This is a genomic window from Streptomyces sp. TLI_053 (assembly GCF_900105395.1).
In the GTDB taxonomy this organism is placed as follows: Bacteria; Actinomycetota; Actinomycetes; order Streptomycetales; family Streptomycetaceae; genus Kitasatospora.
Genome location: NZ_LT629775.1, coordinates 447,939 through 472,485, shown reverse-complemented (window position 1 = coordinate 472,485; position 24,547 = coordinate 447,939). Strand labels below are relative to the sequence as shown.

At 73.6% G+C, this 24,547-nt stretch carries 22 protein-coding genes; 7 read left to right on the top strand and 15 right to left on the bottom strand.

Annotated features, from left to right (window positions below; all coding sequences use genetic code 11):
• Window positions 1-29 precede the first annotated feature (29 nt).
• The 3 genes from BLU95_RS01660 to BLU95_RS01650 form a co-directional block, all read right to left on the bottom strand.
• Window positions 30-1,142, bottom strand: coding sequence for a hypothetical protein (locus tag BLU95_RS01660; RefSeq protein ID WP_093858329.1), 1,113 nt, complete (start codon window positions 1,140-1,142; stop codon window positions 30-32).
• A gap of 234 nt (window positions 1,143-1,376) precedes the next feature.
• Entirely contained in the window at window positions 1,377-2,258 is an 882-nt protein-coding gene (locus BLU95_RS01655; RefSeq protein ID WP_093858328.1) for a carbon-nitrogen hydrolase family protein, read from the bottom strand.
• 8 nt (window positions 2,259-2,266) lie between these two features.
• Window positions 2,267-3,799, bottom strand: coding sequence for an APC family permease (locus BLU95_RS01650; RefSeq protein ID WP_093858327.1), 1,533 nt, complete (start codon window positions 3,797-3,799; stop codon window positions 2,267-2,269).
• 128 nt (window positions 3,800-3,927) lie between these two features.
• Here BLU95_RS01650 and BLU95_RS01645 point away from each other — a divergent pair, with 128 nt between their 5' ends.
• Entirely contained in the window at window positions 3,928-4,536 is a 609-nt protein-coding gene (locus BLU95_RS01645; protein ID WP_093858326.1) for a TetR/AcrR family transcriptional regulator, read from the top strand.
• Window positions 4,537-4,685: 149 nt separating this feature from the next.
• On the opposite strand, the gene BLU95_RS01640 is transcribed toward BLU95_RS01645, so the two are convergent.
• The 4 genes from BLU95_RS01640 to BLU95_RS42950 all read right to left on the bottom strand — a co-directional run bounded on the left by BLU95_RS01640 (window position 4,686) and on the right by BLU95_RS42950 (window position 8,396).
• Window positions 4,686-5,948, bottom strand: a complete 1,263-nt coding sequence (locus BLU95_RS01640; protein ID WP_093864560.1) for an MFS transporter — start codon at window positions 5,946-5,948, stop codon at window positions 4,686-4,688.
• A gap of 212 nt (window positions 5,949-6,160) precedes the next feature.
• On the bottom strand, window positions 6,161-6,721 hold the full coding sequence (locus BLU95_RS01635; RefSeq protein WP_231978192.1) for a glycine-rich domain-containing protein: 561 nt from the start codon (window positions 6,719-6,721) through the stop codon (window positions 6,161-6,163).
• The gene (locus tag BLU95_RS01630; protein WP_231978190.1) at window positions 6,718-8,034 is read right to left on the bottom strand and encodes a phenylacetate--CoA ligase family protein; all 1,317 of its coding nucleotides are present in this window, start codon (window positions 8,032-8,034) and stop codon (window positions 6,718-6,720) included. Before BLU95_RS01630 ends, BLU95_RS01635 begins: the two co-directional genes overlap by 4 nt.
• Before the next feature lie 212 nt (window positions 8,035-8,246).
• Complete coding sequence (locus tag BLU95_RS42950) at window positions 8,247-8,396, bottom strand: hypothetical protein (protein ID WP_173861992.1); 150 nt, start codon at window positions 8,394-8,396, stop codon at window positions 8,247-8,249.
• A 445-nt stretch (window positions 8,397-8,841) separates the two neighbouring features.
• Between BLU95_RS42950 and BLU95_RS01625 the strand changes: the two genes are divergently transcribed.
• Window positions 8,842-9,837: a YncE family protein gene (locus BLU95_RS01625; protein ID WP_159424712.1), complete on the top strand. Its 996-nt coding sequence runs from the start codon at window positions 8,842-8,844 to the stop codon at window positions 9,835-9,837.
• A gap of 484 nt (window positions 9,838-10,321) precedes the next feature.
• Window positions 10,322-12,031, top strand: a complete 1,710-nt coding sequence (locus BLU95_RS01620) for a hypothetical protein (RefSeq protein WP_093858324.1) — start codon at window positions 10,322-10,324, stop codon at window positions 12,029-12,031.
• 229 nt (window positions 12,032-12,260) lie between these two features.
• Here the strand turns inward: BLU95_RS01620 and BLU95_RS01615 are convergent, their stop codons facing one another.
• Together BLU95_RS01615 and BLU95_RS01610 are read right to left on the bottom strand one after the other, a co-directional pair.
• Window positions 12,261-12,518: a hypothetical protein gene (locus BLU95_RS01615; protein ID WP_093858323.1), complete on the bottom strand. Its 258-nt coding sequence runs from the start codon at window positions 12,516-12,518 to the stop codon at window positions 12,261-12,263.
• 52 nt (window positions 12,519-12,570) lie between these two features.
• Window positions 12,571-13,173: a DUF4291 domain-containing protein gene (locus BLU95_RS01610; protein WP_093858322.1), complete on the bottom strand. Its 603-nt coding sequence runs from the start codon at window positions 13,171-13,173 to the stop codon at window positions 12,571-12,573.
• 306 nt (window positions 13,174-13,479) lie between these two features.
• Between BLU95_RS01610 and BLU95_RS01605 the strand changes: the two genes are divergently transcribed.
• On the top strand, window positions 13,480-15,978 hold the full coding sequence (locus BLU95_RS01605) for a right-handed parallel beta-helix repeat-containing protein (RefSeq protein WP_093858321.1): 2,499 nt from the start codon (window positions 13,480-13,482) through the stop codon (window positions 15,976-15,978).
• 341 nt (window positions 15,979-16,319) lie between these two features.
• Here the strand turns inward: BLU95_RS01605 and BLU95_RS01600 are convergent, their stop codons facing one another.
• Window positions 16,320-16,568, bottom strand: coding sequence for a DUF5302 domain-containing protein (locus BLU95_RS01600; protein WP_093858320.1), 249 nt, complete (start codon window positions 16,566-16,568; stop codon window positions 16,320-16,322).
• A gap of 363 nt (window positions 16,569-16,931) precedes the next feature.
• Here BLU95_RS01600 and BLU95_RS01595 point away from each other — a divergent pair, with 363 nt between their 5' ends.
• Window positions 16,932-17,375 carry a hypothetical protein gene (locus BLU95_RS01595; RefSeq protein ID WP_093858319.1) on the top strand — a complete coding sequence of 148 codons (444 nt, stop codon included), beginning with the start codon at window positions 16,932-16,934 and terminating at the stop codon, window positions 17,373-17,375.
• Window positions 17,376-17,543: 168 nt separating this feature from the next.
• Here BLU95_RS01595 and BLU95_RS01590 read toward each other — a convergent pair whose 3' ends face one another.
• Both BLU95_RS01590 and BLU95_RS01585 read right to left on the bottom strand, forming a co-directional pair.
• Entirely contained in the window at window positions 17,544-18,368 is an 825-nt protein-coding gene (locus BLU95_RS01590) for a polysaccharide deacetylase family protein (RefSeq protein ID WP_093858318.1), read from the bottom strand.
• Window positions 18,365-20,077 (bottom strand): N,N-dimethylformamidase beta subunit family domain-containing protein, encoded by a 1,713-nt coding sequence (locus BLU95_RS01585; protein ID WP_231978189.1) that lies wholly within the window; start codon window positions 20,075-20,077, stop codon window positions 18,365-18,367. The genes BLU95_RS01590 and BLU95_RS01585 overlap by 4 nt, the downstream gene beginning before the upstream one ends.
• A 454-nt stretch (window positions 20,078-20,531) precedes the next feature.
• Here BLU95_RS01585 and BLU95_RS01580 point away from each other — a divergent pair, with 454 nt between their 5' ends.
• On the top strand, window positions 20,532-21,542 hold the full coding sequence (locus BLU95_RS01580) for an ArsR/SmtB family transcription factor (RefSeq protein ID WP_093858317.1): 1,011 nt from the start codon (window positions 20,532-20,534) through the stop codon (window positions 21,540-21,542).
• Window positions 21,543-21,658: 116 nt separating this feature from the next.
• Here BLU95_RS01580 and BLU95_RS01575 read toward each other — a convergent pair whose 3' ends face one another.
• The gene (locus tag BLU95_RS01575) at window positions 21,659-22,240 is read right to left on the bottom strand and encodes an alpha/beta fold hydrolase (protein ID WP_093858316.1); all 582 of its coding nucleotides are present in this window, start codon (window positions 22,238-22,240) and stop codon (window positions 21,659-21,661) included.
• 74 nt (window positions 22,241-22,314) lie between these two features.
• Between BLU95_RS01575 and BLU95_RS01570 the strand changes: the two genes are divergently transcribed.
• Entirely contained in the window at window positions 22,315-22,923 is a 609-nt protein-coding gene (locus BLU95_RS01570) for a TetR/AcrR family transcriptional regulator (protein ID WP_093858315.1), read from the top strand.
• Window positions 22,924-23,070: 147 nt separating this feature from the next.
• On the opposite strand, the gene gcvH is transcribed toward BLU95_RS01570, so the two are convergent.
• Window positions 23,071-23,454 (bottom strand): glycine cleavage system protein GcvH, encoded by a 384-nt coding sequence (gene gcvH / locus BLU95_RS01565; protein WP_093858314.1) that lies wholly within the window; start codon window positions 23,452-23,454, stop codon window positions 23,071-23,073.
• A 232-nt stretch (window positions 23,455-23,686) separates the two neighbouring features.
• Entirely contained in the window at window positions 23,687-24,547 is an 861-nt protein-coding gene (locus tag BLU95_RS01560) for an amidohydrolase family protein (protein ID WP_093858313.1), read from the bottom strand.

The window sequence follows — 24,547 nt, the reverse complement described above, 5'->3', positions numbered from 1 at the left end:
GCACCCCGGTCCACCCCTGCGGCACTCCCTCAACGGACCGGGCTGCGCCGCACCACCACGCCTTGCCCGTCCGCCTCCAGCGAGGCCGATCCGCCGGCCCCGGTCACGCCGATCCTGATCGTGAGGGCACCGGCCAGGCGTTCCGCGGAAAGCTGCCAGGTGTGCGGCGCGTCGACACCGAGCGTGGTCCTGGCCTCCTCGACCAGCGCGGGCACCCGGTCGAACGGCAGCGACCGCGGGTCGAACGCCGGGGCGCTCACCCCCTCCGGGGCGAACACCACCGTCAGCAACTGCTCCCGCACCACGACGGTCAGCGCCTGCTTGCCGTCCCCGCCCCCGGTGAGCGACTGGACGGCCTCCCGCAGCACGCCCCGGTCCAGCACCGACCGGCCGGGGCCGAAGGTCACCGTGCCGGTGGCCGAGGAGGTGACCGTAGCCGTCACCGTCAACGTGCTCGTACTCGTACTCGTGCTCGACGAGGCGACGGGCCGGGCGGCGGGTGCGTCGGTGTCCTTCCCGAACAGCTCGGCCCGCATGAGCAGGACCACGGCGGCCGCGCCGAGCAGTACCCCGAGGAGGGTGGTCAGGCTCCAGAGACAGCCGTCCTTGCGGTCCGCCACCACGACCGGTCCGGGTGCCGGCTCCAGGACGGCGCCCGCCGCGCGGTCCTCCCACTCCGGGGTGGGCCGCTTGACGATCCGCAGCAGCCACGGCCGGTCCGGAGCGTAGCGGACCACCAGGACCGCGCCGGCCCGGTGGTCGGCGAGCTCGGAGACGTGCACGTCCTGGGTGAACCGGATGCGGAAGGGGGGTGCCCCGTCCGGGGCGACGCTCAGGTCGAAGCGCACCGGGACGTCCGTCTCCCGGCCCGTACGCAGCACCTCCCGTCCGTCGATCAGTGCCAGCGCTGTGAGGGGGGCCCGGGCACCCTCCCGGGCCCGGCGCGGCGCGCCGGCGAGGCGGAACAGCAGTGCGTAGGCCGCGAGCAGGGCCGGCCCGGCGATGATCAGCGGGACCCTGCCGAGAGTGCAGCCGACGACGAAGGCGGCCAGCGATGCCCCGATCACTCCGCCGGTGAGGAATCCCCTGGCGAGGTCCAGGGGAGCGGCGCCGGTGGGAGTTTCGACCGTGGCGGTTGTCATACGGGTGATTCTGTCCGTCCTGAGCGGCTGCCGACAGGGGTCGGTGCGCGTTCGATCGATCATTCTGCCCGGCCGGGCGTCATAGCGTCCGCCCGGCCACCCGCCTGCCCGGCCACCCGCCCGCCCGCCCGGCCACCCGCCCGCCCGGCCACCCGCCCGGCCGGGCGACCCGGTCCCGGTCCCGCTCCCGGTCTCGTCCCGGTCCCGGTGCCGCCTCCGCCGATCGAACCGCTGTCAGACGCTCTCGTCCGTCAGCCACTCGGGCGCGACGAAGCCGCCGCCACCGTACATGGGCAGTCGGATCGCCTCGCCGTAGCGGGCGAGTTGGCTCCAGGGGCGGTTGAGGCCGGCGGAGCCGTACCGGCGGACGCGGGTGACGGTGTCGAGGTCGAGGACGTCGACGAGGATCTCCTCGCCGGGGCCGGCCTGCTGGCGGACGATTCCCTCGGGGTCGACGATCGTGCTGGAGCCGACGCCCGCCGGGTCGGAGGCGTTGACGTTCACCACGAACACCTGGTTGGTCCAGGCGTTGGCGCGTGCGCACACGAGTTCCATCTCGCGGTCACGGGTGGGGGTGAGGGTGGGCTGGATGACGATCTCGGCGCCGAGCCATGCCAGTTGGCGCACCGTCTCGGGGAACGAACCGTCGTAGCAGACGGCCAGGCCGACGCGGCCGGTGCCCGGGATGTCGAAGACGGTGAACTCGCTGCCGGGGACCGACTTCTCGTAGGGCTGCCAGGGGAAGACCTTGCGGTAGCGGGCGGCGATCCGGCCCTCGGGGGAGACGGCGATCGCCGTGTTGTGGATCCGCCCGTCCGGCCCGCGCTCGTAGATGCTGCCGGGGACGAGCCACAGCCCGGTCTCCTCGGCGAGCGCGCAGATCCGGTCGGTCAGCGGGCCCGGGATCGTGACGGCGGTGTGTTCCGTCCAGTCCTGCGGGGCCGGCCGGAGGAGGGCGCCCTCGGCGGCGAGCAGGAGTTCGGGGACGACGACGAGCTGGACGTGGGGGAACAGCTCGCGGGTGGTGCGGACCTGGTGGGCGAAGCGTTCCCAGGTGGCCTCGATGTCGTGGGGGACGGGGGCGGTCTGGACGGCGGCGACGACGAGTGAGCGCATGGGTCGGTTCAGTCCTCGATGGTGGTGGTGGTGGTGGCGACGGCGGGCTCGGCGACCGCGGTGCGGCCGTTGCGGAAGAAGGGGCGGAACCGGGTACGGGCGACGGCCAGGGCGAGGGCGCCGGCGGCCAGGGAACCGGCCCCGAGGAGGAACACCCCGCCGACGCCGTGGAAGGAGGTGGCGCCGTAGCCGGGGTCGTACATGTCGTAGGCGCTGCGGGCGAAGGCGGCCAGCATCATCAGGCCGCCGGCCAGGGGAAGCACGCCCCGCAGCACCAGGTCGCGCGGCGAGGTGCGGAGCCGGGAGCGGAAGTACCAGACGCAGGCCAGGGCGGTGGTGCCGTAGTAGCAGGCGATGAGCAGGCCGATGCACAGGATGGCGTCGCCGAGGAAGCGGCCGGAGACGAGGGTGAGCAGCACCAGCAGTCCGGCCGCCGCGGTGCCGAGGAACACGGTCCCGAAGCCAGGGGTTCGGTGGCGCGGGTGGATGCGGGCGAAGGCACGCGGCAGGGCTCCGTGCGCGGCCATGGACAGGGTGCCGCGGGAGGAGCCGACGAGGCAGGTGAGCAGGGCCGAGACGGCCGAGACGCAGACGGCCAGCTGCATCACCTTGGACAGGGCCGGGCCGAGGACGGGTGGTGCGAGGGCGGCCAGGATGTCGCCGGCGTTGTCGGCGTTCCCGAGTCCGGTTCCGCTGTCGCCCGTTCCGGCGAAGCCGATGGCCGCGAAGGCGGTGAACAGGTAGGTGCCCAGAAGCACCAGGGTGGAGATGACGGCCGCCTGGCCGGCCACGCGTTCGCCGTCGCGGGTCTCCTCGTTGGCCGTGAGGAGGGCGTCCCAGCCCCAGTAGATGAACAGGCAGAGCATCACGGCTTCGGTGAGTTGCCCGGGACCGGTGAACGCGAACGGATCGAGCCAGCCCAGGGACGGACCGGACGGACCGGTCGCGCCGGGACGGGCGAAGGCGGCGATGCCGAAGCCGAGCAGGGCGGCGAGCTGCAGGGCGAGCATCACGTACTGGACGGAGGCGGCCAGCTGCAGGCCGCGGTGGGCGATGGCCGTGACGGCCGCGAGCAGGAGGACGGCGGTCGCCGCCACGGCGGTGCTGTCGCCGGCCAGGACGTGCAGGCCGGTCAGGTCGAGCAGGTAGGTGGCGCCGACCTGGGCCAGGGCCGTCATCGCGATGAGGGTCGCGCACTGGACGATCCACCCGCCGGTGAGCCAGCCCGCCAGAGGTCCGAAGGCGCGGGTGACCCAGACGAAGGTGGTGCCGCAGTCGGGCATCTCGCGGTTGAGCTCGCGGAAGGCGAACGCGGTGAGCAGGATGGGCACGAACCCCAGCAGCAGGGCGGCCGGGGCGAGGTGGCCGGCGACGAGGGTCACGAAGCCGAGCGTGACGGCGATGCTGTAGGCCGGGGCGACGGACGACAGCCCGAGGGTGACGGCGGCGAACAGGCCGACCGAGCCGCCGCGCAGTCCTTTGTCGGTGGGGGAAGGTCTGGACGGTCCGGTGGTCGCCCCGACGTCGGTCGCGTTGGTCATGGTGCCTCCGTGAGCCCTGCGCGTTTGTTAAACGCAGATTTAAATCATGGGGCTCTCGCCAGTCAATAGGCGGTGGGGTAGCGTTAAATATTCGTACAGTAGAGACGGCGACAGGAGAGCGGCGCACCGTGGCTGGCAGGAAGAGCGTGGGCAAGGAGGCCCGCCGGGCCGAACTCGGCAGGGCCGTGGAGCAGGCACTGGCCGCCCGCGGCCTGGAAGGACTGCGCCTTCGCGACGTCGCCGAGGCCGCCGGCATCACTCCGGCCGCGGTCCTCTACTACGGAGACCTCGACGAACTGGTCCATACCACCTACCGGCAGGCCATCGAGCGCTACAGCGAGGAACGCGAAGAGGCCGCGAGCCGTTTCACCGACGCCCGCGACCAGCTGCGCGCGTGCATCGACCGAGGCGTGGCGACCGGCCCCGACGACACGCTGACGCGCCTGCTCTTCGAGTGCTGGCCCCGCTGCCTGCGCGATGCCAGGGCCGCCGTCCTCGACAGTGCTCTGACCGAGCGTCAGATCGCGTTGTATGCAGCGATTCTGATCCTCGGTCAGGTGCAGGGCCACTTCACCCTCCAGGACCCGCCCCGTCTGCTCGCCGCGAACTTCGTCGCACTGGAGGACGGCTACCAGATGGAGATCCTCGCCGGCCGGCGCACCCGCGACGAGGTCCTCACCGCCCTGCACGCCCAAGCCCGTGCGGTCACCGGCCACACCCTCGCCCAGCACCCCTGACCCGCGCGGGCCGGCGCGGGGTGTCGTGCGCCGATCGCCCCGCGCCGTCCTCTCCGGAGCCGCACCGGACGGCGCCCGGGGCCCCGGCCGGATTGCCGTGCGACGGCGACGGCGGCGCGGGCGGCAGTGCTCGCCGCCCGCGCCCCGCTTCACCCGGCGGGCGCGCCGGTCCGCTCCTGTTCGAGCGCGGTCAGGCGCTGCCGCAGTGCCAGTGGTGTGACCAGGAGGGCCGTCAGCGCGCAGCCGAGGGCCAGGGCGTCGTAGCCGCCGGCCGTGACGACCAGGCCCGAGAGCAGGCCGCCGGTGCTGCCCGCGACGGCGAGGCCGACGTCGGCCAGACCCTGGGTGCTCGCACCGCGCCCAGGCGGCAGCGCGGCCGTGATCACGGCCGTTCCGCTGACCAGGCCGAGGTTCCAGGCGATGCCGGCGAGGGTGAGGGCCAGGGCTAGGAGGGGCACGGAGTCGCCCGGTGCGGCGGCGGCCAGGAGTGCGGCCGCGCAGAGCAGGACGCCGGAGGCGGCGGCGACGGGGAGGGCGCCGAGCCGGTCGGTCAGGAGGCCGGTGAGCGGGGAGGGCAGGAACATCGCGGCGATGTGGAGCGAGACGACCAGGCCGATCGTGCCGGTGCCGTGGCCGTTGGCGGCCAGGTGGACGGGCGTCATGGTCATCAGGGCGACCTTGGGCAGCTGGCCGAGCAGCATGATCCACAGGCCGGTGGCGAATCCCGGCCCTCGTCGCCGGTCCGCCTCCTTCCGTAGCTTCCGTACCGGGTGGGCCCCGTCGCCGGAATCGGAGCCGTCACTCGCGTCCCCGTCGGCGGCCGGGGCCTCCGGGGCGGGGAGCCGGGCCTGCGCCAGGTGGAGGGGATCGGGCCGCAGCAGCGCGGTGAGCAGGACGGCCGCCGCCGTGTAGCCGAGCGCGGCGAGCAGGAAGGGCCCGGCCAGTGGGGGGATGCCCCAGGCACGGGCGAGGTCGCCGGTGAGCGGCACGAGGTTGGGGCCCGCGACCGCGCCGAGGGTCGCGGCGAGCAGGACACGACTCAGGGCGCGGGCGCGGCGGTGGGGTGCGGCGAGGTCCGCGCCGGCGTAGCGGGCGAGGAGGTTGGTGGCGGTGCCGGCGCCGTAGACCAGGAGCGAGGGCAGCAGCAGCGCTACCTGGTCCAGGGCCACGGCGGCGACCACACCGACGCTGCCCAGGGCGCCGATCGCGTAGCCGGTGCCGAGACCGGGGCGGCGCCCGCGCCGCTGGCACAGCCGGCCGACGACGAGCGCGCCGAGCATCGATCCGCCGGTGAACAGGGCGGTGGGGATGCCGGCGAGGCCGGTGGAGCCGAGCATCTGTTCGGCCAGCAGGGCGCCGACGACGATGCCGGCGGTGAGCCCGGCGCCGCTGACCAGTTGCGATGCGACCAGTACGGCGAGGACCCGCCGCTGTTCGGGGGCCTCGGTGGCCTCCGGTGCCTCGGGGGCGTCCGGTGCCTCGGGAGCGTCCGGGGCCTCGGCGGCCTCGGGCCCCGCCGGTCCGTGCCCTGCCCGTGCGGCCCCGGACGGCTTGGAGTCGGACGGCCCGGCGCCGCCGCGCCCCGGCGGGCGGCGGGGCGCGGCGGCGGCCGGCGGGGTGGCGGTCACGAGGACGCCAGGGGGCTCAGCGCCGAGATCTCCTCCAGTGACATGCCCATGTGCTCGTGGAGGTAGCGGACGATGGTCCAGTGGGCGAGCGCACCCTCGTCGAAGGGGCCGAAGGCGCGGCAGTAGAGCGGGATCCAGCGCAGTGCCTCCTCGGCGGCCTGCCGGCGGCCGGGCTCCTCCTGGTAGGACTCGTACGGGATGCCGCGGTGGTGGACGAAGAACCGGCCGGGCAGCCGCTCCTCGCACAGTGCGCGGTACTCGCGGGTCTGCAGGATGAGGTAGTGCCAGATCTCGTCGATGTGCTGCTCGACGGGGAGGAAGAGGCCGGCGAGTTCGTCGCGGTGCCGGGACACGAGGTAGAGGTAGCGCAGGCACTCGGTCACCTGGCGTCCGGCGTCGGCGGGTGTGCAGCCGGTCCGGGTGACGGTGTGGGCGACCACCTCGGCGTGGAGGTCGGCGCCGAGCAGTTCCTCGAGGTCCGTGGCCGTGACGGTGACAAGGTCCGGCGCCTCGGACCGGGCCGGGAATCCGGATCGGGACTCGGATCGGGTGGTCATCGGGCACCTCCGGCCGACGTGGTCGGGATCGTGGTGGCGTTCGGGGGCGCGGTCGGTGATGCGGCCCGTGACGCGCTCGGTGACGCGGCGAGCCAGGCGTATTTGCCGGAGGCGCCGACGGGCAGGTGGTCGTGGTGTTCCACGCGGCAGCGCCGGCCGGTGACTTCGCCGGCCGCGGCGGCCAGGGCGTCGCTCTCGGCGCGGGTGAGCGGGGCGGCGTCGAAGGTGGTGCAGCGCAGCACGGCCCCGCCCGGTTCCTCGAGGTGCAGGCGGGTGAGGAAGACCCGCGGCGTGACGGCGCTGACGGCTTCGTCGAGGTCGCCCTGCGCGCGGGGGCCGCGCGGGGTGGCGAGCAGTTCCTTCTCACGGCCGCAGAAGCGGGTGATGCGCTCCGGGTCCGTGCTGCCGTCCGCGGTGCGGACGCAGTCGCCCGAGCGGTAGCGGACCAGCGGCATGAAGGGATTGCGCACGCTGGTGACGATCAGGCTGTGGATGGTGCTGCCGGGGGCGACGGGCAGCAGTTCGACGCTCATGTCGTGCAGGTAGGGCCGGTAGTCGCCACCGCGGTCGCTGTAGTAGAGGTAGCCGAGTTCGGTGCTGCCGAACAGGTCGACGATCGGGCAGTCGAAGTGCTCGCGCAGGTACCGGGCCACGTTCGCGGGCGTGTACTCGTAGGCGTGGACGACGGCCGCCGGCGGCGGGAACCCCTCCCACAGGCCCCAGGCGCGGGCCTTGCGCACCAGGTGGGCGAGGTGGGAGGAGGAGCAGTCGAGGAGGTAGTGGCCGCGCGGGTGCGCACGGGCGGCGTCGCGGATCTCGGCGAGCATGCGCTCGACGTCGGCCCGCTGCCAGTGGTCCGGGTCCAGCCGCAGGTTGAGGTAGCGGGTGCGGTCGTCCAGCCGGCGGTCCTGCGCGTCCGGTTCGGCCGCCGGTTCCTCGCCCCGCTTGCGGGCGTTGACGCGGGCGACGTGCTCGGTGGCCAGGACGGTGGTGAGGGAGACCCGGTGACAGCCCTCCCGCCAGGTGTCGGCGAGGTCGGGGTGCTCGCTCCACAGGCGGTAGTAGGACTTCAGCAGGAAGTAGGGCGGTCGGATGATCTGCATGCGGGCGTGGTTGGTGCCGGTGGAGAGCACGAACTCCGCCTCACCGGCCGCGAGGGCGGCGGACAGGCGCGGGGTCATCCAGTTGCCGGGAAATCCGCGGGCGATCTCGGGCTTTTCCAGAATGGGGAAACAGCCCTGCTCGATCGAGTCGCGGTAGAGGGGAATGTCCTTGATCCGGTCGACCACGTCGGCGGTCGGCTGGCCGTTCAAATGTCACCTCCGGTCGGTGCCCGGGGCTCCGGTTCGCCGGCCCCGGGGCAGGATGCGGACGGCGCGCGGCACGCAGCACGCTGCACGCAGCGCGGGCGGCACGCGTCGGCGGGCCGCGCCGCAGGTCCGGGCCGACCGGCATCTTCCGGTCGGCCCGAACCGCGTCGGCGCAGCTCAGGGCAGATCTGTGCCGTCAGGATCCGGTCGGCGCGTCAGGAGATACAACCGGCCTTGGCCACGCTGATGCACCCGGACTTGGGGGCCGTGCTGATGCAGCCGTCCTTGGCGGTGCTGCTGGAGTTGGCGGCGACCCAGCCGTTCCACTTGTCGTCCTGGGTCATCTTCTTGATGAGCTGTTCCATTCGGACCTCCGAGATATACCGGTAATCCGGCGGCGTGTTCTTCGCCGCCACTTCGACATTAAAGTGATGGTCAAGCATGTGTCAATGACGGGTCATCAGGCCGCGATCCCAGGTGCCTGGCCGGTAGTCGCCGTCCGGGGGAGCGGAGTCCGTGGGCGGACGGTGAACCGGAACGGCATGTTCATGCCCTAGCCTCGTGGCAGGTCCGCGATTCCGTCCCGGGGGAGAGGCTGGTTCCATGAACTCACGTCCGCCGGTGGCCCGTTGGGCTGCTTCCCTGCTCTCGGCCGCCCTCGTGGCCGCGGGCGTTCTGGTCGGGCCCGCAGTCGGCCCGGCCGCCGCTGCCACAGTCGGTGCCGGTGCTGCTGCCACAGACACAGCCACTGCTGCAGCCGCTGCCACTGCCACAGCCGCGCCCGCGGCGGGCCGGCCTCCCGTCGGCGGCGTGGAACGACTGGTGCCGCTGCCCGGCGTCTCCTGGGCGCAGCGGGCCCTGATCAGCGGTGACGGACGGCGCGCCTACGTGGGGGAGGAGTTGCAGTCGGGCAGTCGGCTCGGTGTCGTCGACACGCAGAGCGGCGCCGTCCTCGCCGAGGTGCAGACCAGCCCGGAGTTCTGGAGCGGGCCCAAGACCCTGGCCCCGGACGGCCGGTCCGTCTACCTGGTCACCGCGACCGCCCTGAACGTCTTCGACACCGCCACCAACACCGTGACGGCGCACGTGCCGCTGCCCGACCAGCCCCGCCCGGACGGTTGGCAGGCGGGCTCGCCGTACAGCCTGGCGGTATCGCCGGACGGGACGACCGTGTACGTCGGCCAGGGCGGCCCGTACTCCCCGGCTCCGCCGAACCCGTCCCTGCCGGGGCGCCTGCTCACCTTCTCCGCCGCCTCGCGCGCGTTCACCGGGCAGACCCCGCTGCCGACGTCGAACCCCCGCGACCTCGTGGTGCGCCCGGGTGGTGCCACCGGCTACCTCTCCAGTCCCGAGGGCCTGATCCGCCTCGACCTCACCAGGGCTCACCCGGCCGTCGTACGCACCATCACCTCCCCGGGGTTCATCGACGACCTGGCCCTCGCCCCGAACGGGTCCACGGTGTACGCGATCACCAAGCCCGAGGGCCGGATCCAGGTGGTCGACCTGACCACCGACACCCTCGCCGCCACGATCGACCTCAACACGGGCTTCCGCCAGATCGCCGGCCTGGCGGTGAACCCCCGCGGCAACCGGCTGTACGTCCTGATCCAGACCGACCTGCCCAGCCCGACCGTGGCCGCGTACAGCACGGCCACCAACCGGCCCGTCCCGAAGGAGGACTTCGCCGAGTTCGACCTCGAGCACGGCGCCACCCTGACGGTCGGCCCGGACGGCCACACCTTCTACGTCACCGGCACCAACTACAACGACAACCCCGGCACCTTCCTGCAGATCGTCAGCTTCTAGCCTTTGCCGGCGCGCCCGTAGCCGGCGCGCCTCCGGCCCGCGCACCCGTAGCCGCCACGTCCGGGGTCGTGGCCGCCGACCGGCGGTCACGACCCACGGGACCGACCGGCGTCGCGTCGGACCTGCCGCCGGGCCCGCCCCTCCACCGCCGTCCCGCCCTCGCCCCGGTTCCGCAGTGGGGCGAGGGCGGGGCGGTCCTGGGCGGGCGAGCGTGACGCCGGGACGCATTGCTCATCCCTGCCCTGATCCTGACGCCGTCGTCGGTGGCTCGGGGCTCGGGGCTCGGGTGCAGGTCCTGCCCATCGGACCGCTCCGCGCGACGCAGGACGATCGAGAGGTCGAGGCGCCGTGCCACGCCGGGCGTGACGTCGTGGTCCAGATCACTCGGGCGAATCCCGTCAAGATCCCACGTGCCGGTCCCGGCTGTCCTACGCTCGCGAACAAGGCATGCACATGTCACTCATTCGACCTGCACAGGAGCATCATGCACGGATCCCTGACGAAGGCCGCGAAACTCCTCACCGCGCCGGCCGTCGCCCTGTGCCTCTCGGCACCCGTCCTCGCCGCCACCCCCGCCACCGCCACCCCCGCCGCCACCCCGGCCGGTGCTGCGGCCGTCGCCGGGGCGACCGACGCCTACACTTTCACCAACCCCGACGGCACTCTCAACGCCACCGGCACCGGCGACGGGAACCAGATCTCCGTCACCCCCGACGGCGCCAACTTCACCGGCTGGCGCCTGATCAGGCTCGGTGAGCCCGGTGCCTTCAACATCGCCAGCACCTCGTCCGGGAAGTGCGTCTACGCCAGCCAGCCCGCGGTGCAGCAGTCCTGCGGCAAGGACGGCGAGCAGTGGCACTTCCGCCCCGTGGACGGAAAGCCCAACGCCTTCGGCATCGTGCGCCGCGACGACACCAGCGGCACCGAGTACTGCATGGACAACCGGGGCGGCCTCCATCTCTGGGGCATCCTCGCGCAGCCCAACGTCTGCAACGGCAGCGCCGGCCAGGAGTGGACGGTTCCCGCGTCGAAGGCGGCCGAAGCGCGCAGCCTGGCCCTCGACTACTACGCGGACCTGTGCTCCAGGAAGACCTCCACCTGCTCCTGGACCCAGAGGTCCGAAGGGCAGCCGGAGCCCCTGCCCCGGGTGAAGGCGTCCTCGGTCTGGTACAACGACACGGCCGACAAGGTCAGCCAGGTGTTCACCACGGTCTACCACTCCGGCTGGTCGCAGTCGTTGTCCGCGAGCGTCGGCACGTCCTTCGGTGTCTCCGTCCCGTTCCAGGCCATGGTCTCCGCCCAGTTGACGTCGGGCGTCACCTACTCCTCGGACTCGACCACCATCAACGGCGTGGTCGTTACCGTCCCGGCCAGGAACTACGGCTGGGTCGACTTCGCCGCCGTCGGCAAGAAGGTCACCGGCACCTGGACCTTCGACACCGACAACCAGCCGTGGACCACCGACGCCACGGTCACCGTCCCCGTCGTGGACTCCCCGGCGGGTACCACGATGTACGTCGCCCACACCAGCGCCGACGCGCCCGGCAGCGGCACCACCCCAGCACCCGCCCCCGTCGTGCAGACCTTCGCCACCACCACCAGCGCCAGGCTCGATCTCCCGGCCGGTACCCGCCTGACGGCCACCGCCGACGGCGCCGAGATCACCGACGCGAGCGGCAACCCCGTCATGCGGATGCGGCCGGGCACCGTGACCGACACCCAGGGCGTCAAGCACGCCTACAAGCTGGCTGTCGACGGGAACACTCTGACGCAGACCGTCGACGGGGCCCCGGGCCCGACCGTCGACGGTACCGAGACGCCCTCGGCCGTCACCATGGGCCCGGGCGCGTTCCCCGGTGGGACGGCGGCACGGCCCAGCGCCCTCGCGGCGCCGGAGTCGCTGTCGGCGCCGACGGTGCGGACGCCGACGCTGCGGGAGCAGACCGGGGACGACGTCAGTGCGGCCTGCGCCAGGGCTCAGGGCCACACCTGCTCGGACGCGGAGAAGAAGGCGTACGAGGAGAAGCTCAAGAAGGCCGCCGCTTGGGACAAGTGCGTGGCCCAGTGGACCGTCGGCACCGCGATCACCGGTGCCGTGGCAGGCGCCCCCGCGGCCGGCGTCGGTGCTCTCGCGGGCGGTGTGCTCGGCCTGATCGGCGGTGCGAGCGCGGGCATGGTCGTCTGCAGTTTCTGAGTCGACGTCCGCCCACCGACGTCCGCCCACCGACGTCCGCCCACTGACGTCCGCCCCGGCTGACGTCCCGAGCCGTCGGACCCGACCCCCGCCCGGTGACCGGACAGCCACGAGACCGGGCGGGGGAGCAGGCGCGGAGCGTGCCACCCCCGGCGCCCGCGGCGCCACGGAGCGGATCACGACCGCCGCGTCCCCGGTGCCGGCGCGCCGGGGACGCGGACGACGAGGACTACGTCCGGCTCGCTGTCAGGGGCACCGGGCCGAGTCGGTCGAATACGGCCTTGACCAGGGTGTCGAGCAGGAGGTCGACGGCGTCGGCCCAGGAGCCCGCGAGGACGGCCGGGCCGGCGCCGATCCCGGTGTCGTAGGTGGCGAGGACGAGGACGAGGCGGGCGACGTGTCGGCGACGGTGGGGTTCTTCGCTCCTGCCGCGGTCTGTCGCCGGCCCGGCTACGCCCCGCTGGTCGGCCGCCGGGCGCTGGCGCACTTCTTCACCGTCACCGCGAGCGCCGCGTTCGGCAGCCGCGACCCGTTCTTCCTCACCCCTCTCGTCCGGCCCTCGCGCCCGGCTTCTTGGTGTGCACCGCCGACAGGTGCGCTTCCAGGGACCTGCTCAGCGGGTAGACGCGCTCCGCCGGAATCAGCCGTTGGGCCTGGGCGGCGCGTCCGTCGCGGACGAGCGCCGCGGCCCTGCGGACCTGCGGGGTGAGGTCGGTGAGGCCGACGGCCCATTCCTCCGCGAACGTGCGGACGAGGCTGCGACCGATGCCGACCTGGATGCTGTAGTGGTTCAGGGCCGCGCTGCGCAGCGAGCGCTCGGGGTCCCACTGGAGGTGCACGGCGGCCTGCGCCACCGCCGCGGGACCAGCGGTCGTGTGCACGGCCCGGGCCAGGGCCTGTTCCCAGCCGTCCCGGGTCATCCGCACGGCGAGGATGCGCTCCTGGCCCGGTTTGCGGGCCCAGTTGCTGCGGTGCATCAGCCACCGGAACGAGGGCTTGATCCACGTCATCCGCTCGAACGAGAACGGCGCCACGAAGCGCCCCGCCCGCAGAGCGGCGTCGGCGATCGCGGACGAGTACGCCTGGTAGACCACGACGGTGCGGGCGTCGTAGTCGGCGCGGATCTGGTACGGCGGGGTCATGCACCGCACCCTGCCATCCGACGCGCCGGCACCGCCAACGGTTTCCCTCGCGGGGGGTGGACCGTCGCGGGAGGGGAGACCCGGCTCGCCCTCGGGCGGTCGGGCCGTCGGGCGGCCGGTCGGGGACGAGCGTGGCGGCCCGGCCGAAGGCCCGGGGGCGCGGTTCCGGCCTCCGTGTGACTCTTCGGGTGCGATCCGACATGATGGCACCCATCATGCGTCCGTGTGTTCGACATGACGGCCGGTCATGTCGTCCGCGGAGAAGAACCCTGGGGGAATCTCATGAACAGACGGGCATTTGCCGGGATGGCGACGACCGTCGTCGTCGGCCTCGGCGTCGTCGCGCCGACCGGTGCCGGTGCCGCGGACCTGCCGACGATCCACGTCGATCAGAACAACTGCTCCAGCCGGCCGGACGGCAGCGCCGCGTACCCGTTCTGCAGCATCCAGGCGGCCGCCGACGTGGTCCAGCCCGGGCAGACCGTCCTGGTCGCGGGGGGCATCTACCGCGAGAACGTCACCCTGCGCCGCTCGGGGACGCCGGACCGGCCGATCGTCTTCGCCGGGGGCGCCCGGGACCGGTACCTCAACGAGGCCCGGCTCACCTCCCCCTACGGGACCTACGGGAGCGCGACCGGCTTCCTGTTCTCCGGGGTCCACGACGTGGAGGTGCGGAAGTTCAACTTCGGCGGGCTCGGTACCGCGGTCGCGGTCGAGGCGTCGACGCGGGTGCGGATCGCGGACAGCACCTTCCACCCGGAGATCCTGAACGGTCAGCCGGCGAGGCCCCTGCTGTCCGTCCGCAACTCCTCCGTGGACGTCACCGTCCAGCAGAACGACTTCGACTACGCGCCGTTCGGCGGGATCGAGGTCGGCTCCGGTGCTCGGGGCACCCTGATCACGGCCAACCGGATCGAGGACACCGACGGCACCGGCATCGCGGTCGTCGACGCCCCCGGCACGAGGATCACCAACAACGACGTGACCGAGGCGTGCGGCAACAGCATCGCCCTGGCGGGTGCCTCGCCCGGCTCGCTGGTCGAGAACAACATCGTCGGCAAGGTGCGGTCCGGCACGGACCCGGGCGCCTGCCCGGCCGGTTCCTCGCCCGCCGAGATCGCCGTGTCGGACGGGGCCACGACGGCTCTCACCCTGGACTACAACATCGTCTGGGCCGGCGCCGGGGCGGCGGCCTACCGCTGGTCCGGAACGGCACACCCCTCCGCCGTCGAACTGCGCGCGGCGACCGGCCAGGGCGCCCACGAGTACAACGGCGACCCGCGGCTCGATCCGAACGGCGTGCCGCTCGCGGACTCGCCCGCGCTCGACTCGGGCGACCCGACGGCGCCCTGGGCCGGCTCCGACCGGTGGCAGCAGCCCGAGGCCGACAACCCGCTGGTCGCCTCACCGGCCGGTCAGGGCCCGCGCGACCGCGGGGCGTTGGAGATGCAGGCCGTCCAGCACCTCACCCTCGACCCGAGCGTGGTCGCCGGGGCCGCGCCGCTGGCCGTCCCGCTGACGCCCGGGGCCGTCCTCAACTGGCCGACGGAACTCGGCTACCGCATCGACTTCGGCGACGGCTCGCCGATCGCGTCCAGCACCGGGCAGCCCGTGAACCACGTGTACACCCGGCCCGGCACGGAACCGTACATCACCGTCACGGCCACCGCGCCCAACGGCCACCGCGTCACCGGCCAGGTGCAGGCACACGTGCGCTACCCGGCGGGCGGCTACGTCGCGGTCGCGCCGACGCGGGTGCTGGACACCCGGACCGGCCTCGGCGGCGCCGGCGCCGCGGCCTTCACCGACGGCGAGCAGCGGGACCTCACCGTGCCGGGGATCCCGGCCGGCACCACCGCTGTGGTGCTCAACCTGACGGCCGTCACGCCCACGGCGGACGGTCACCTGGACGTCTGGCCGGCCGGCGACCCCGCGCCCGGCACCTCCAACCTGAACTTCGCGCCGGGCCAGATCCTCTCCAACCTGGTCACCGTGCCGGTGAACGCCGACGGCACCGTGACACTGCGCAACAGCGCCGGATCCACGGACGTGGTGGCCGACCTGTCCGGCTACTACCGGCAGAACGACGGCCGCCGCTTCACCGGGATGCTCCCGCAGCGGCTGGTCGACACCCGCGACGGTGGCGGCGCGCTGGACGGTGGCGGCGCCCTCTCCGTCCAGGTCGCCGGCAACGCGGGGGTGCCGTCCTCCGCCACCGCGGCCGTCCTCAACGTGACCGCGACGCAGGGCGAGCGGGACAGCTTCCTGACCGCCCACGCCTCGGGCTCGCCCCGGCCCGACACCAGCAACGTCAACTACGCCGCCGGCCAGACCGTCGCCAACCAGGTGATCGTCCCGATCGGCCCCGACGGCCGCGTCACACTCGACAACAACGACGGTTCCGTCCACGTCGTCGTCGACATCGCGGGCTACTACGACATCGGCGGCGCCGACCTGTTCACCCCGGTGCGCCCGGTCCGGCTGCTCGACACCCGGCAGTTCTACCCGGGCCTGATCGGCCCCGACCGGTCGCAGTACGTGAGCCTGTCGCCGGGTCTGGAGAGCGGGGTGAACCCCGACTCGGTCGTGCTGAACGTCACGGCGGTCCAGCCCACCACGGACACCCACCTGTCCGTGTGGGCCGGCACCCGGACGGTTGCCAGCAACCTCAACGCGGCCCGGGGCAGCACGGTGGCCAACCACGTCACCACGCGGGTCGACGGCAACCGCGTGTTCAACGTGTACAACCACGCCGGGTCGACGCACGCGGTCGCCGATCTCTTCGGCTACTTCGGCAAGGGCTGACACACACCCGCACCACCCCGGGCCGGTACCCCGAGCGGGGTGCCGGCCCGGGGCCGTTCCCCCCGCGGCGCCGGTTCGCCCGGTGGTGCCGGGCTCTCCTGCCCTCCGGGGGCAGCACCGACCCTTGGTCGTGGCGGTGGTCCGTCGGCCTCCGTCCCGCCGGGGAGTCCCCGCCGCGACGACTCCGAGGCGACGACTCCGAGGCGCTGAACCGCTGCCGCGCCGCGCCCGGCGGCTCCGCCCCGGGCGGCTGCCACCGGGCCGGGGCCCGTGCCAGGACTCCGGGGGCCGGGCGGGCGGCGGTGCGCGGCCCGGCCGCTCCGGTGCGTGCCCGAGTGCGGTCAGCCGCCGCTCTTGCGGCGGAAGTTGCGCTTCCCGCCCGCCGCGGCGTGGGTGCCGTGGATCTTCGAGTCGCTGTTCGGGCCGCCGGCGGTGCTGCCGCCCTTGGCACCGTGCTTGCGCTCCAGCGCGGCGAGGAACCGGGCCTTGACGTCGTCCGGGGCGGCGGCCGCGGGGGCCTCGGCGGCGGCCCCGGTCTCCGGCTCCCCGGAGTTCTCGGGGTTCTCGGGTGACGCTGCGCTGCTGGTCATGCGGGCCTCCTGATGGGTCGATACCTTCAAGGGACACCATGTCATGTTCCGGAGCCGGCCCGGCCCGCCGGTCCACCCGGGACGCGTGCCGGACCCGTGCCGGGGCTGCACCGGACCCGCCTCGGGGTCGTCCTGGGGCCGCGTTCGTGCTGCCCCCGCCGGTCGGAGTGTCCTCGACGGCGGCGCTCACCGCACCCTCGGGGGCCGGTTCGGTGTCCCGGGTCCACTACCCGTGCCGGGACACGGACCAGAAACCTGGGATGTCGCCGAGCCGGCGGGTGCGGCGAGGATTCGGTCCACGGCGTCGGTCACCAAAGGTGCCGGGCGCGGGTGATTCCGTTCCCTTGAAGGAGAGTTCTTCCCATGAGTCTTCGTCGACCGCTCGCCGCGGCGGCCACCGCGGCCGTGCTGGCCCCGCTGCTGGCGCTGGCCGCCGGAACCGCGAACGCCGCGCAGGGGCCCGCCACCGATCCGGGCCCGATCAATGTCGCACAGGTGCCCGCTCCCACGTTCGACACCCTTCCCTCGAACCCCTCGATGCTGCAGCTCACGCGGCGCGACCAGTGCATGGCCTCCTACAACGTCAACTACTGGGTCGGCGGCATGCCCTTCGCCCTCACCCAGCTGAAGCTCTGCCTGAGTGCGCCGGCCACCCTCGTGCGCGGCGCGCAGATCTACTTCCCCGGCGACGTGAACTACCTCCCGGGCGAGCCCGTCCTCGTCCCGACCGGGCCGACGGTGCCCGTCCTCGTCCCGACGGAGCCGACCGGTCCGGTCCTCGTTCCGGGCGTGCCCCTCTTCCCCTGACCGTCCGAAAACCGGCCGCCGGTCGCCAGTAGCCGGTCGCGCTGTCGAACCGTCGGAGCGGTGTGGCCCGTACCGGTCCGGTACGGGCCACGAGCGGCTCCGGGAGTCTCCCGCTCACCCGCGCCGAGCACGGCGGCAGGTCGGTCGGCCCGAGGACCCGGGGGTGTGTCAGTGGCCGAGGTAGTCCTCCAGGCGGGCCACGGCGAAGCCCTGTTCGCCGATGCGGCGCAGGAGTTCGGCGAACATGTCGGTCATGGTGGAGCCGTTGAGTTCGGCGGGGCCGCGGAAGTGGGCGAGGAGGATGTCGCCGGGGCGGAGTCTCCGGTCGGGTTCCTGGTAGCGGAGGTCGTGGATCTGCATGGTGGCGTGCCACAGGACGACGGCGCGGGGTCCGCAGGCCCGTACCGCGTGGTCGAGGTCCTCGGTGCGGGCGGCGTCGCCGTAGGGGGGACGGAAGAGCAGCGGTGCGCTGCCGTACTGCTCTGTGAGGACGGACTGTGCGCCGCAGATCTCCGCCTGCTGCTGGTCGGCCGTCAGGGTGCTGAGGTGGGGGTGGGTGAGGGTGTGGTTCTGGATGCGGTTGCCGAGGGCCTGCAGGGGACGGAAGTAGGCGTAGTCGTCCTGGACGAGGTCGCGGGTGAGGAACATGGAGACGGGCACGCCCAGGTCGGTGACCATCCGGACGAAGGTGGGGTCCTTCTCCTTGCCGTCGTCGATGGTGATGAAGACGACGCGGTCCGGGGTGGGGACGGTGCTGATCACGGGCACCGGCCCGGTGACGGGGAGGTCGAGCGGCGGGTCGGCGGGCGGGTCCGGCGGCGGGGGCAGGGGAGGGATGCCCCAGGCGGCCCAGGCGGCGGGGTCGCCCTGCCGACGGGTGACGGCGTCGCCCGGGGGCGAGGAGGCCGCGGTGGCGAGCGGGCTGCTGCCGCCGACCGTCGGTACGAGCGCCAGCACGAGCGCGAGAGCGGTCCCGACGAGGGGGTGTCTCAAGGCCGGTCCGGTCCCTTCGGTGGTGCGGGTGCGGGTGCGGGTCCGGGTCCGGGTGGGGGTGAAGGCGAGGGCGGCAGCGCCGCGCCCGCTTTCCGCGGTCCGGCCGCGGGTGCCGGGTAGTGGTCGGCGACGTTGTCCCGGGCCGGACGGTCGATGCCCGCCGGGCCGGCGGCGAAGGCCCGGAGCACGTTAGTGGTGACGGTACGGGTGAAGGCACCGGCGGCGCCGTCCAGACCGTGGTTGCGCGGGTCGGCCGGGCCGTCGGCTTCCAGCGACTCGACCCAGCGCATGGTGCCGCTCGCGAACACGGCCGCCCCCGTCGGCAGGGTGAGGTAGGCGCTGTCGCTGTGGTCCGGGCGGCCTTCGCAGACGACGGGGGAGTGGGCGAGGATCTCGACCGGGCGCGGGGTCGGCCAGGCGGTGTCGACGCGGTCGTACTCCACCCCTACCAGGTGCTCGAAGGAGTCCCCGGCCCGCACGCCGGTGCCCTCGTAGAGCCAGTGCCCGGGGTTGGTCACGACGAAGGGCGCGTCCACCGGGTAGTCCCCGTAGAGGACGCCGAGCAGGGTGCTCTCCGGGTCCGGCGCGGGTTCGGCCCGGAAGTCGGTGGTGGGCGGCAGTCCCTGGAGGTACCCGGGGTCGCGTTCGTAGTCGCCCTTGTAGCAGACCACCGTGCGGCGTGCGCCGAGCGGGGAGTCCTCGTAGCGCACCCGGCGGAAGCAGCAGTTGGCGCCTAGGACGGCGAGGTTGGTGCCGCTGTCCCGGGCAGCCGCCACCCGCTGTCGTTGGTCGACCGACCAATACTCGTCGTGGCCCGGTGACACCAGGCAGTTCGCGCCGGTGAGCAGGTGCTCCTCGCGGTCCAGGTCCGGACCGGTGGCGTAGGCCAGTGGCAGCCCGAGGCGTTCGGCCAGGGCGATCAGCGGCGCCTCGTACACCAGGAACAGCCCGGCCCCGTCGGCATACCGGTAGGGGCGGTCGAAGCCGACCGTCAGCGAGCGGCTGTCGCGCCGGCCCGTCGGCCCGTAGTAGAGGTTGTACCCGCCCCACAGGTTGTACGCCTGCCAGGTGGCGACGGCGTTCACCAGCAGGGTGCGGCCGGCCGCCGAGGCGCAGCGCACGGTGACGGGCACGTACCGCTGGCCGGTGCCCCCGACGGCGTCCAGGCGCAGCAGGTAACTGCCCTCCGGCCAGCCGTCGGTGGGAACGGTCAGGCTGCGTGGCCAGTCGGTGCGGACCGTACGGGTGGCGGAGTCCAGCGTCGGTCCGTTCCGGCGTACGCCCGGCAGCGGTTCGGACTCGTACACCAGGCGGGCGCGTGCACCGCCGTACCAGCCCGTCCGGTAGGCGCGGACGGTGAAGCCGGGCGCGGTGGTCGACACGTGCAGGCCGAACGGCTCACCGGGCAGGACGCTGACCCGGTCGGCGAAACCTTCGACGGCCTCCGGCGGGCCGGGGTCGGTGATCCGCCAGTCGGCGTTCCCGGGCAGGGCGTTCTCGGCGAGCACGTCCAGCCCCGCCCCGGACGCGGAGACAGTGCCGGAACCCCCGTCGCCGGAAGTCCCCGTGCCGGTCCGCCCCCGTGCGGTGCCGGCCCTCACCGTCGCCGTGGCCGCCCACGCGGGCCGGGTGCCCGCCAGGAGCCCGGCCCCGGCGGCGAGGGCGAGAAACGCCCGGCGGCGGGTGCCGTCCGGGCCCGGCGCGGTCACCGCCGCTGCTCCCGTCGTCCGGTCGCGCCGGCAACCGGCCGGTCGCGCCCGCCCGCGGCCGGAACGCCCGTGGCCGGAACGCCCGCGGCCGGAACGCCCGCCCCGAGTCCTCCGGTGGCGTCCCACCGCTTCGCTGGATCGATGACCCGCCTCCTGCCTTTCCCCTGCCCTGACACGGCGCCGCGGCGCGACCATCGGCCCCGCCGCGCACCACCACCTACCACCTGCCCGGCCACCAGGGCGCCGTTCCCGGCCGCCGACCGGTCGTGGTCCACCCGAAAGCACGGCGCCGCGGGGGCCGTGCTTCGGCGCGGGGCACGGCGGAGCGATTCGGCCATCGCCGGACAACGCCCTGTCCGGCCGCGCCGTCCCGCTTACGGTGGTCGGAAGGCCGCAGGGGGCGGGCGGGGACGTCGGGGCACCCGTGGCGGTGCTCGACGCGGAGGGGGCGGGATTGCTGCGTATCCATTTCACCCACGAGGATCTGGCCAGGGTCCGGATCGCGCGGGCGCCCGATCCGCTCGCCGAGACGATGCTGAGCCTGTCGCTGGTGCAGACGCGCGGGGCCGGCGGTGTGGCGCTGGAGGGGTGGCGCAGCCGGACCCGCAACAGCATCCGCCCCGAACTGCGGATGCTGTTCGACCTGGCGACGCCGCTCGGGGCGGCGGAGGCCGCGGAGGCGTTCCTGCACGCCGGCAGCCACACCCTGGCGGAGAGCCTGGACCAGACCTGGTCACTGCCCCGACCGCGGTGGAGCGCGGACCTGCCCGTCCTCAGCGCGATGCGTCCCCGGGCGCCGAGGTGGGTGCACGAACTGCGCGGGGGCGGGCACTCGCAACGCGAGCTGGTGGACCGCCGGCTGCGCGAGTACCACGCCTTCGCGCTCGCGCCGTACTGGTCGCAGCTGCTGGCCGCCGCGCACGCCGACCGCGCCCGGCGGGCCGCCCTGTTGGTCGAGCGCGGTCTGGACGGACTGCTCGCCACGCTCCACCCCGGCATCCGCTGGGAGTCACCGGTGCTGACGCTGCCCTGCCCCGCCAACGCGGACGTGCGGCTGCGCGGCGCGGGCGTCATGCTCGTACCGACCTTCTTCTGGCCCGAGCCGATGGCCCTGACGGACACCCGCGGCCTGGAGCACCCGCTCGTCCTGCACTACCCGCTCACCCCCGACCTGGCCACCTACCGGGCGATCTGGTCCCCGGACGCCGGGCACGGGCCGGACGGCGCGCTCGTCGCGCTGCTCGGCACCACCCGCGCCCGCACCCTGCGCGCGGCGGCCGACCCGGCGGGCACCGCCGAACTCGCCCGCCGCACCGGCACCTCGCCCGCCACCGCGAGCCACCACACCACCGTCCTGCGCTCCGCCGGGCTCCTGACCACCGAACGCACGGGCCCCGGGGTGCGCCACACCCTCACCCCCCTCGGCCGGGCCCTCCTCGAGGACCGCGCCCCCGACCACGCGTAGCCGGTCGCGGCATCACCGACCGGTCACCGCCGACCGGCCGTCGTCGTACCGCGGGACGCCCCACGGCACGTGGACGGCGCGGATCCGCGATCGCTCCGGGTGCGCGCCCGGGCCGGTCAGGCTCCGAGCAGTTCGGTGACCAGTCGGACCGCTTCCGGCACCTCGACGTGGTCGTCCGGGGTGGCCCCGAAGTGGGCGCCGGTCGCGGTCAGTACCGCGGTCGCGCCGAGGCCCTCGACGAGCAGCCGGACGTGTTCGGTCGGGTCGGGCCGGTTGACCGGGTCGTCCATGGCCTGGAGGACCCGGAACCGGCGGGCGGAGCGGCGGATCCGCGCCCAGTCGAAGCCGCCCTCGAAGAACTCGGCGAGTGCGTCGTAGCCGACTTCGTGCGCCGAGGTCGCCACCAGGAGGACGCCCGCGAACACCCCCTGGGTGTCGGGGTCGTGCTGTTCCAGGAAGCGCAGCACGTTGACTCCGCCGATGCTGTGACCGACGAGCACGGTGGAACCGGTGGGGCCGGCGGCCAGGGCGGCGTCGCCGTAGGTCTTGCGCCACGGCTCCAGCCGGGGGGCGGCACTGTCCGGCAGACGGGGCACGGTGACCCGGTGTCCGGCGGCCGCGAGCTGTTCGGTCAGGTACGGGAACCAGACGCTGTCGTCGCCCGCGCCGTAGCCGTGCGACACCACGATCTCGCTCATGATCGATCCACTCCCCTAAATCAAAACGATCCGTCGCGTTTCGATTAAAGCTAGCACACTGCTAGCGTGTTCACGTGCCTACCGGACAACCCCCAACCCGCCGCACCGGCGGCCGGATCCGCAACGAGGACGCCCGCGACGCCGTCCTCGCCGCCGCGATCGAACTCGTCGAGGAGCTCGGCTACCAGTCCGTCACCGTCGAACGCGTCGCCGCCCGTGCCGGTGTCGCCAAGAGCACCATCTACCGCTGGTGGAAGTCGAAGGCCCCGCTGGTCATGGAGGCCTACCGCACGACCGTCCAGCAGCGGATGCCCGAACCCGACACCGGCGCGGTCGCCGACGACCTGACCGCCTTCGCCACCGCCCTCTACGGCGTCACCGCACACCCGCTCCGGGTGCGGACCCTGCGCGGCCTGATGGCGGAGGCCCAGCTCGACCCCGCCTTCGCCGAGCCGTTCCGGGAGTGGGTGGAGAGCAGGCGGGCCGTCGTCCTCACGCTGCTCGGCCGCGGCGTGCAACGCGGCGAACTCCCGGCCACCGCCGATCTTGACGCCGCCACCGACCAGCTCTTCGGCCTGTTCTGGTACCGCCTCCTGGTCGGCCATCGGCCGCTCGAACCCGCCCGGGCCGCCGAGCACGTCGGTCAGCTGCTGAACGGCCTGCGCGCACAGCACCGGCGGTAGGCCGGTCGACGGATGCGGCCGCTCCTCCGGGACCGGCGGATGTCGATGGAGGCGCTGTCCTGTGCGACCCGTGTCCGGGCGGGCCGCCCACCCGCGGCGGCCCGCCCGGACGCGGGTCGCCACGGGGTCCGGCTGGATCCCCCGTGCCTATTCGCCGATGGCCTTCCTGTAGCCGGCCGCGTCGAGGAGCTGGGCGATGTCGGTCTTGTTCGTGGGCTTGACCTTGAAGATCCACGACTCGTAGGGCTCCTCGTTGAGGAGTTCGGCGGAGTCGGAGAGTTCCTCGTTGACGGCGGTCACCTTGCCGCCGACGGGTGCGTAGATGTCGGAGGCGGCCTTCACGGACTCCACGACGCCGGCGGGCTCCCCGGCGGCGAGGGTGCTGCCCACCTTGGGGAGTTCGACGAAGACCACGTCGCCGAGCGCGCGTTGGGCGTGGTCGCTGATTCCGACGGTCACGGTGCCGTCGGCCTCCTGACGGGCCCATTCGTGGGTCTCGGCGAACCGCAGGTCGGTGGGGATGTGCGACATGGCTGCTCCTCGTGGCGTGGCTGTCGACCGGTCAGGCCATCGTCACGGATCCGGTGCCCGATTCCGGGGGACCGGCCGACGAGGTCACCGGATCCAGGGACCGCCATCCCGCCCAGAGCCCGCCCGGAGCCCGCCCCGCGGCCCGGTGCGGGCAGCGGCGCCGAGGCAACGGGCACCGGTGGACCACCGCGTGCCGCCGCCCGCACCGGGTGTGCCGTCGGAGTGTGCGTCGTCAGAGGCCCAGGACGCGGGCGGCGTTCTCCTTGAGGATCAGGGGGCGGACCTCCGGCTTGATGTCGAGGGTGTCGAAGTCCGCCAGCCACCGGTCGGGTGTGACGACGGGGTAGTCGGAGCCGAACAGCACCTTGTGCCGGAGGAAGGAGCCGGCCGCCTTCACGAGCTGCGGCGGGAAGTACTTCGGCGACCACCCCGACAGGTCGATGTACACGTTGGCCTTGTGGGTGGCGACGGAGATCGCCGCGTCCTGCCAGGGCACCGACGGGTGGGCGAGGACGATCGTCAGGCCGGGGAAGTCGGCCGCGACGTCGTCCAGGAGCATCGGGTCGGACCAGCGCAGCTTGATGCCGCGCCCGCCGGGCAGGCCGGCGCCGATCCCGGTCTGCCCGGTGTGGAACAGGGCGGGGACGCCCAGTTCCTGGATCGTCTCGTAGAGCGGGTAGTGCTCACGGGCGTTCGGCGCGAACGCCTGCAGGCTCGGGTGGAACTTGAAGCCGCGCACGCCGTGGTCGAGGACGAGTGCGCGGGCCCGGGCGACGGCGTCGGGGCGGTGCGGGTCGACCGAGCCGAAGGGGATCAGGACGTCCGGGTGGGCGGCCGCGGCCGCGGCGATCTCCTCGCTGGACAGGGCGGGGTGGCCCAGGCCGGTGGTGGCGTCCACGGTGAAGACGACGGCGGCCGTGCGGCGCTCGCGGTAGTAGGCGGCCAGACGCTCCACGGTCGGCGTGCGGTCCTGGCCGGAGCGGAAGTAGGCGGCCGAGGCGTCCATCAGCTCCGGGTCGAGCGCGAGGTGGCCGTGGGCGTCCTGTTCCACGTGGACGTGGAAGTCGATGGCGATCGCGTCGGCGGGGGTCAT

Coding starts and splice junctions, on each gene's coding strand:
- BLU95_RS01605 (WP_093858321.1), top strand. CDS start 13,480: ATGGCGACGACCGTCGTCGTCGGCCTCGGCGTCGTCGCGCCGACCGGT.
- BLU95_RS01655 (WP_093858328.1), bottom strand. CDS start 2,258: ATGCGCTCACTCGTCGTCGCCGCCGTCCAGACCGCCCCCGTCCCCCAC.
- gcvH (WP_093858314.1), bottom strand. CDS start 23,454: ATGTCGCACATCCCCACCGACCTGCGGTTCGCCGAGACCCACGAATGG.
- BLU95_RS01575 (WP_093858316.1), bottom strand. CDS start 22,240: ATGAGCGAGATCGTGGTGTCGCACGGCTACGGCGCGGGCGACGACAGC.
- BLU95_RS01595 (WP_093858319.1), top strand. CDS start 16,932: ATGAGTCTTCGTCGACCGCTCGCCGCGGCGGCCACCGCGGCCGTGCTG.
- BLU95_RS01610 (WP_093858322.1), bottom strand. CDS start 13,173: ATGACCCCGCCGTACCAGATCCGCGCCGACTACGACGCCCGCACCGTC.
- BLU95_RS01660 (WP_093858329.1), bottom strand. CDS start 1,142: ATGACAACCGCCACGGTCGAAACTCCCACCGGCGCCGCTCCCCTGGAC.
- BLU95_RS01560 (WP_093858313.1), bottom strand. CDS start 24,547: ATGACCCCCGCCGACGCGATCGCCATCGACTTCCACGTCCACGTGGAA.
- BLU95_RS01650 (WP_093858327.1), bottom strand. CDS start 3,799: ATGACCAACGCGACCGACGTCGGGGCGACCACCGGACCGTCCAGACCT.
- BLU95_RS01620 (WP_093858324.1), top strand. CDS start 10,322: ATGCACGGATCCCTGACGAAGGCCGCGAAACTCCTCACCGCGCCGGCC.
- BLU95_RS01635 (WP_231978192.1), bottom strand. CDS start 6,721: ATGACCACCCGATCCGAGTCCCGATCCGGATTCCCGGCCCGGTCCGAG.
- BLU95_RS42950 (WP_173861992.1), bottom strand. CDS start 8,396: ATGGAACAGCTCATCAAGAAGATGACCCAGGACGACAAGTGGAACGGC.
- BLU95_RS01600 (WP_093858320.1), bottom strand. CDS start 16,568: ATGACCAGCAGCGCAGCGTCACCCGAGAACCCCGAGAACTCCGGGGAG.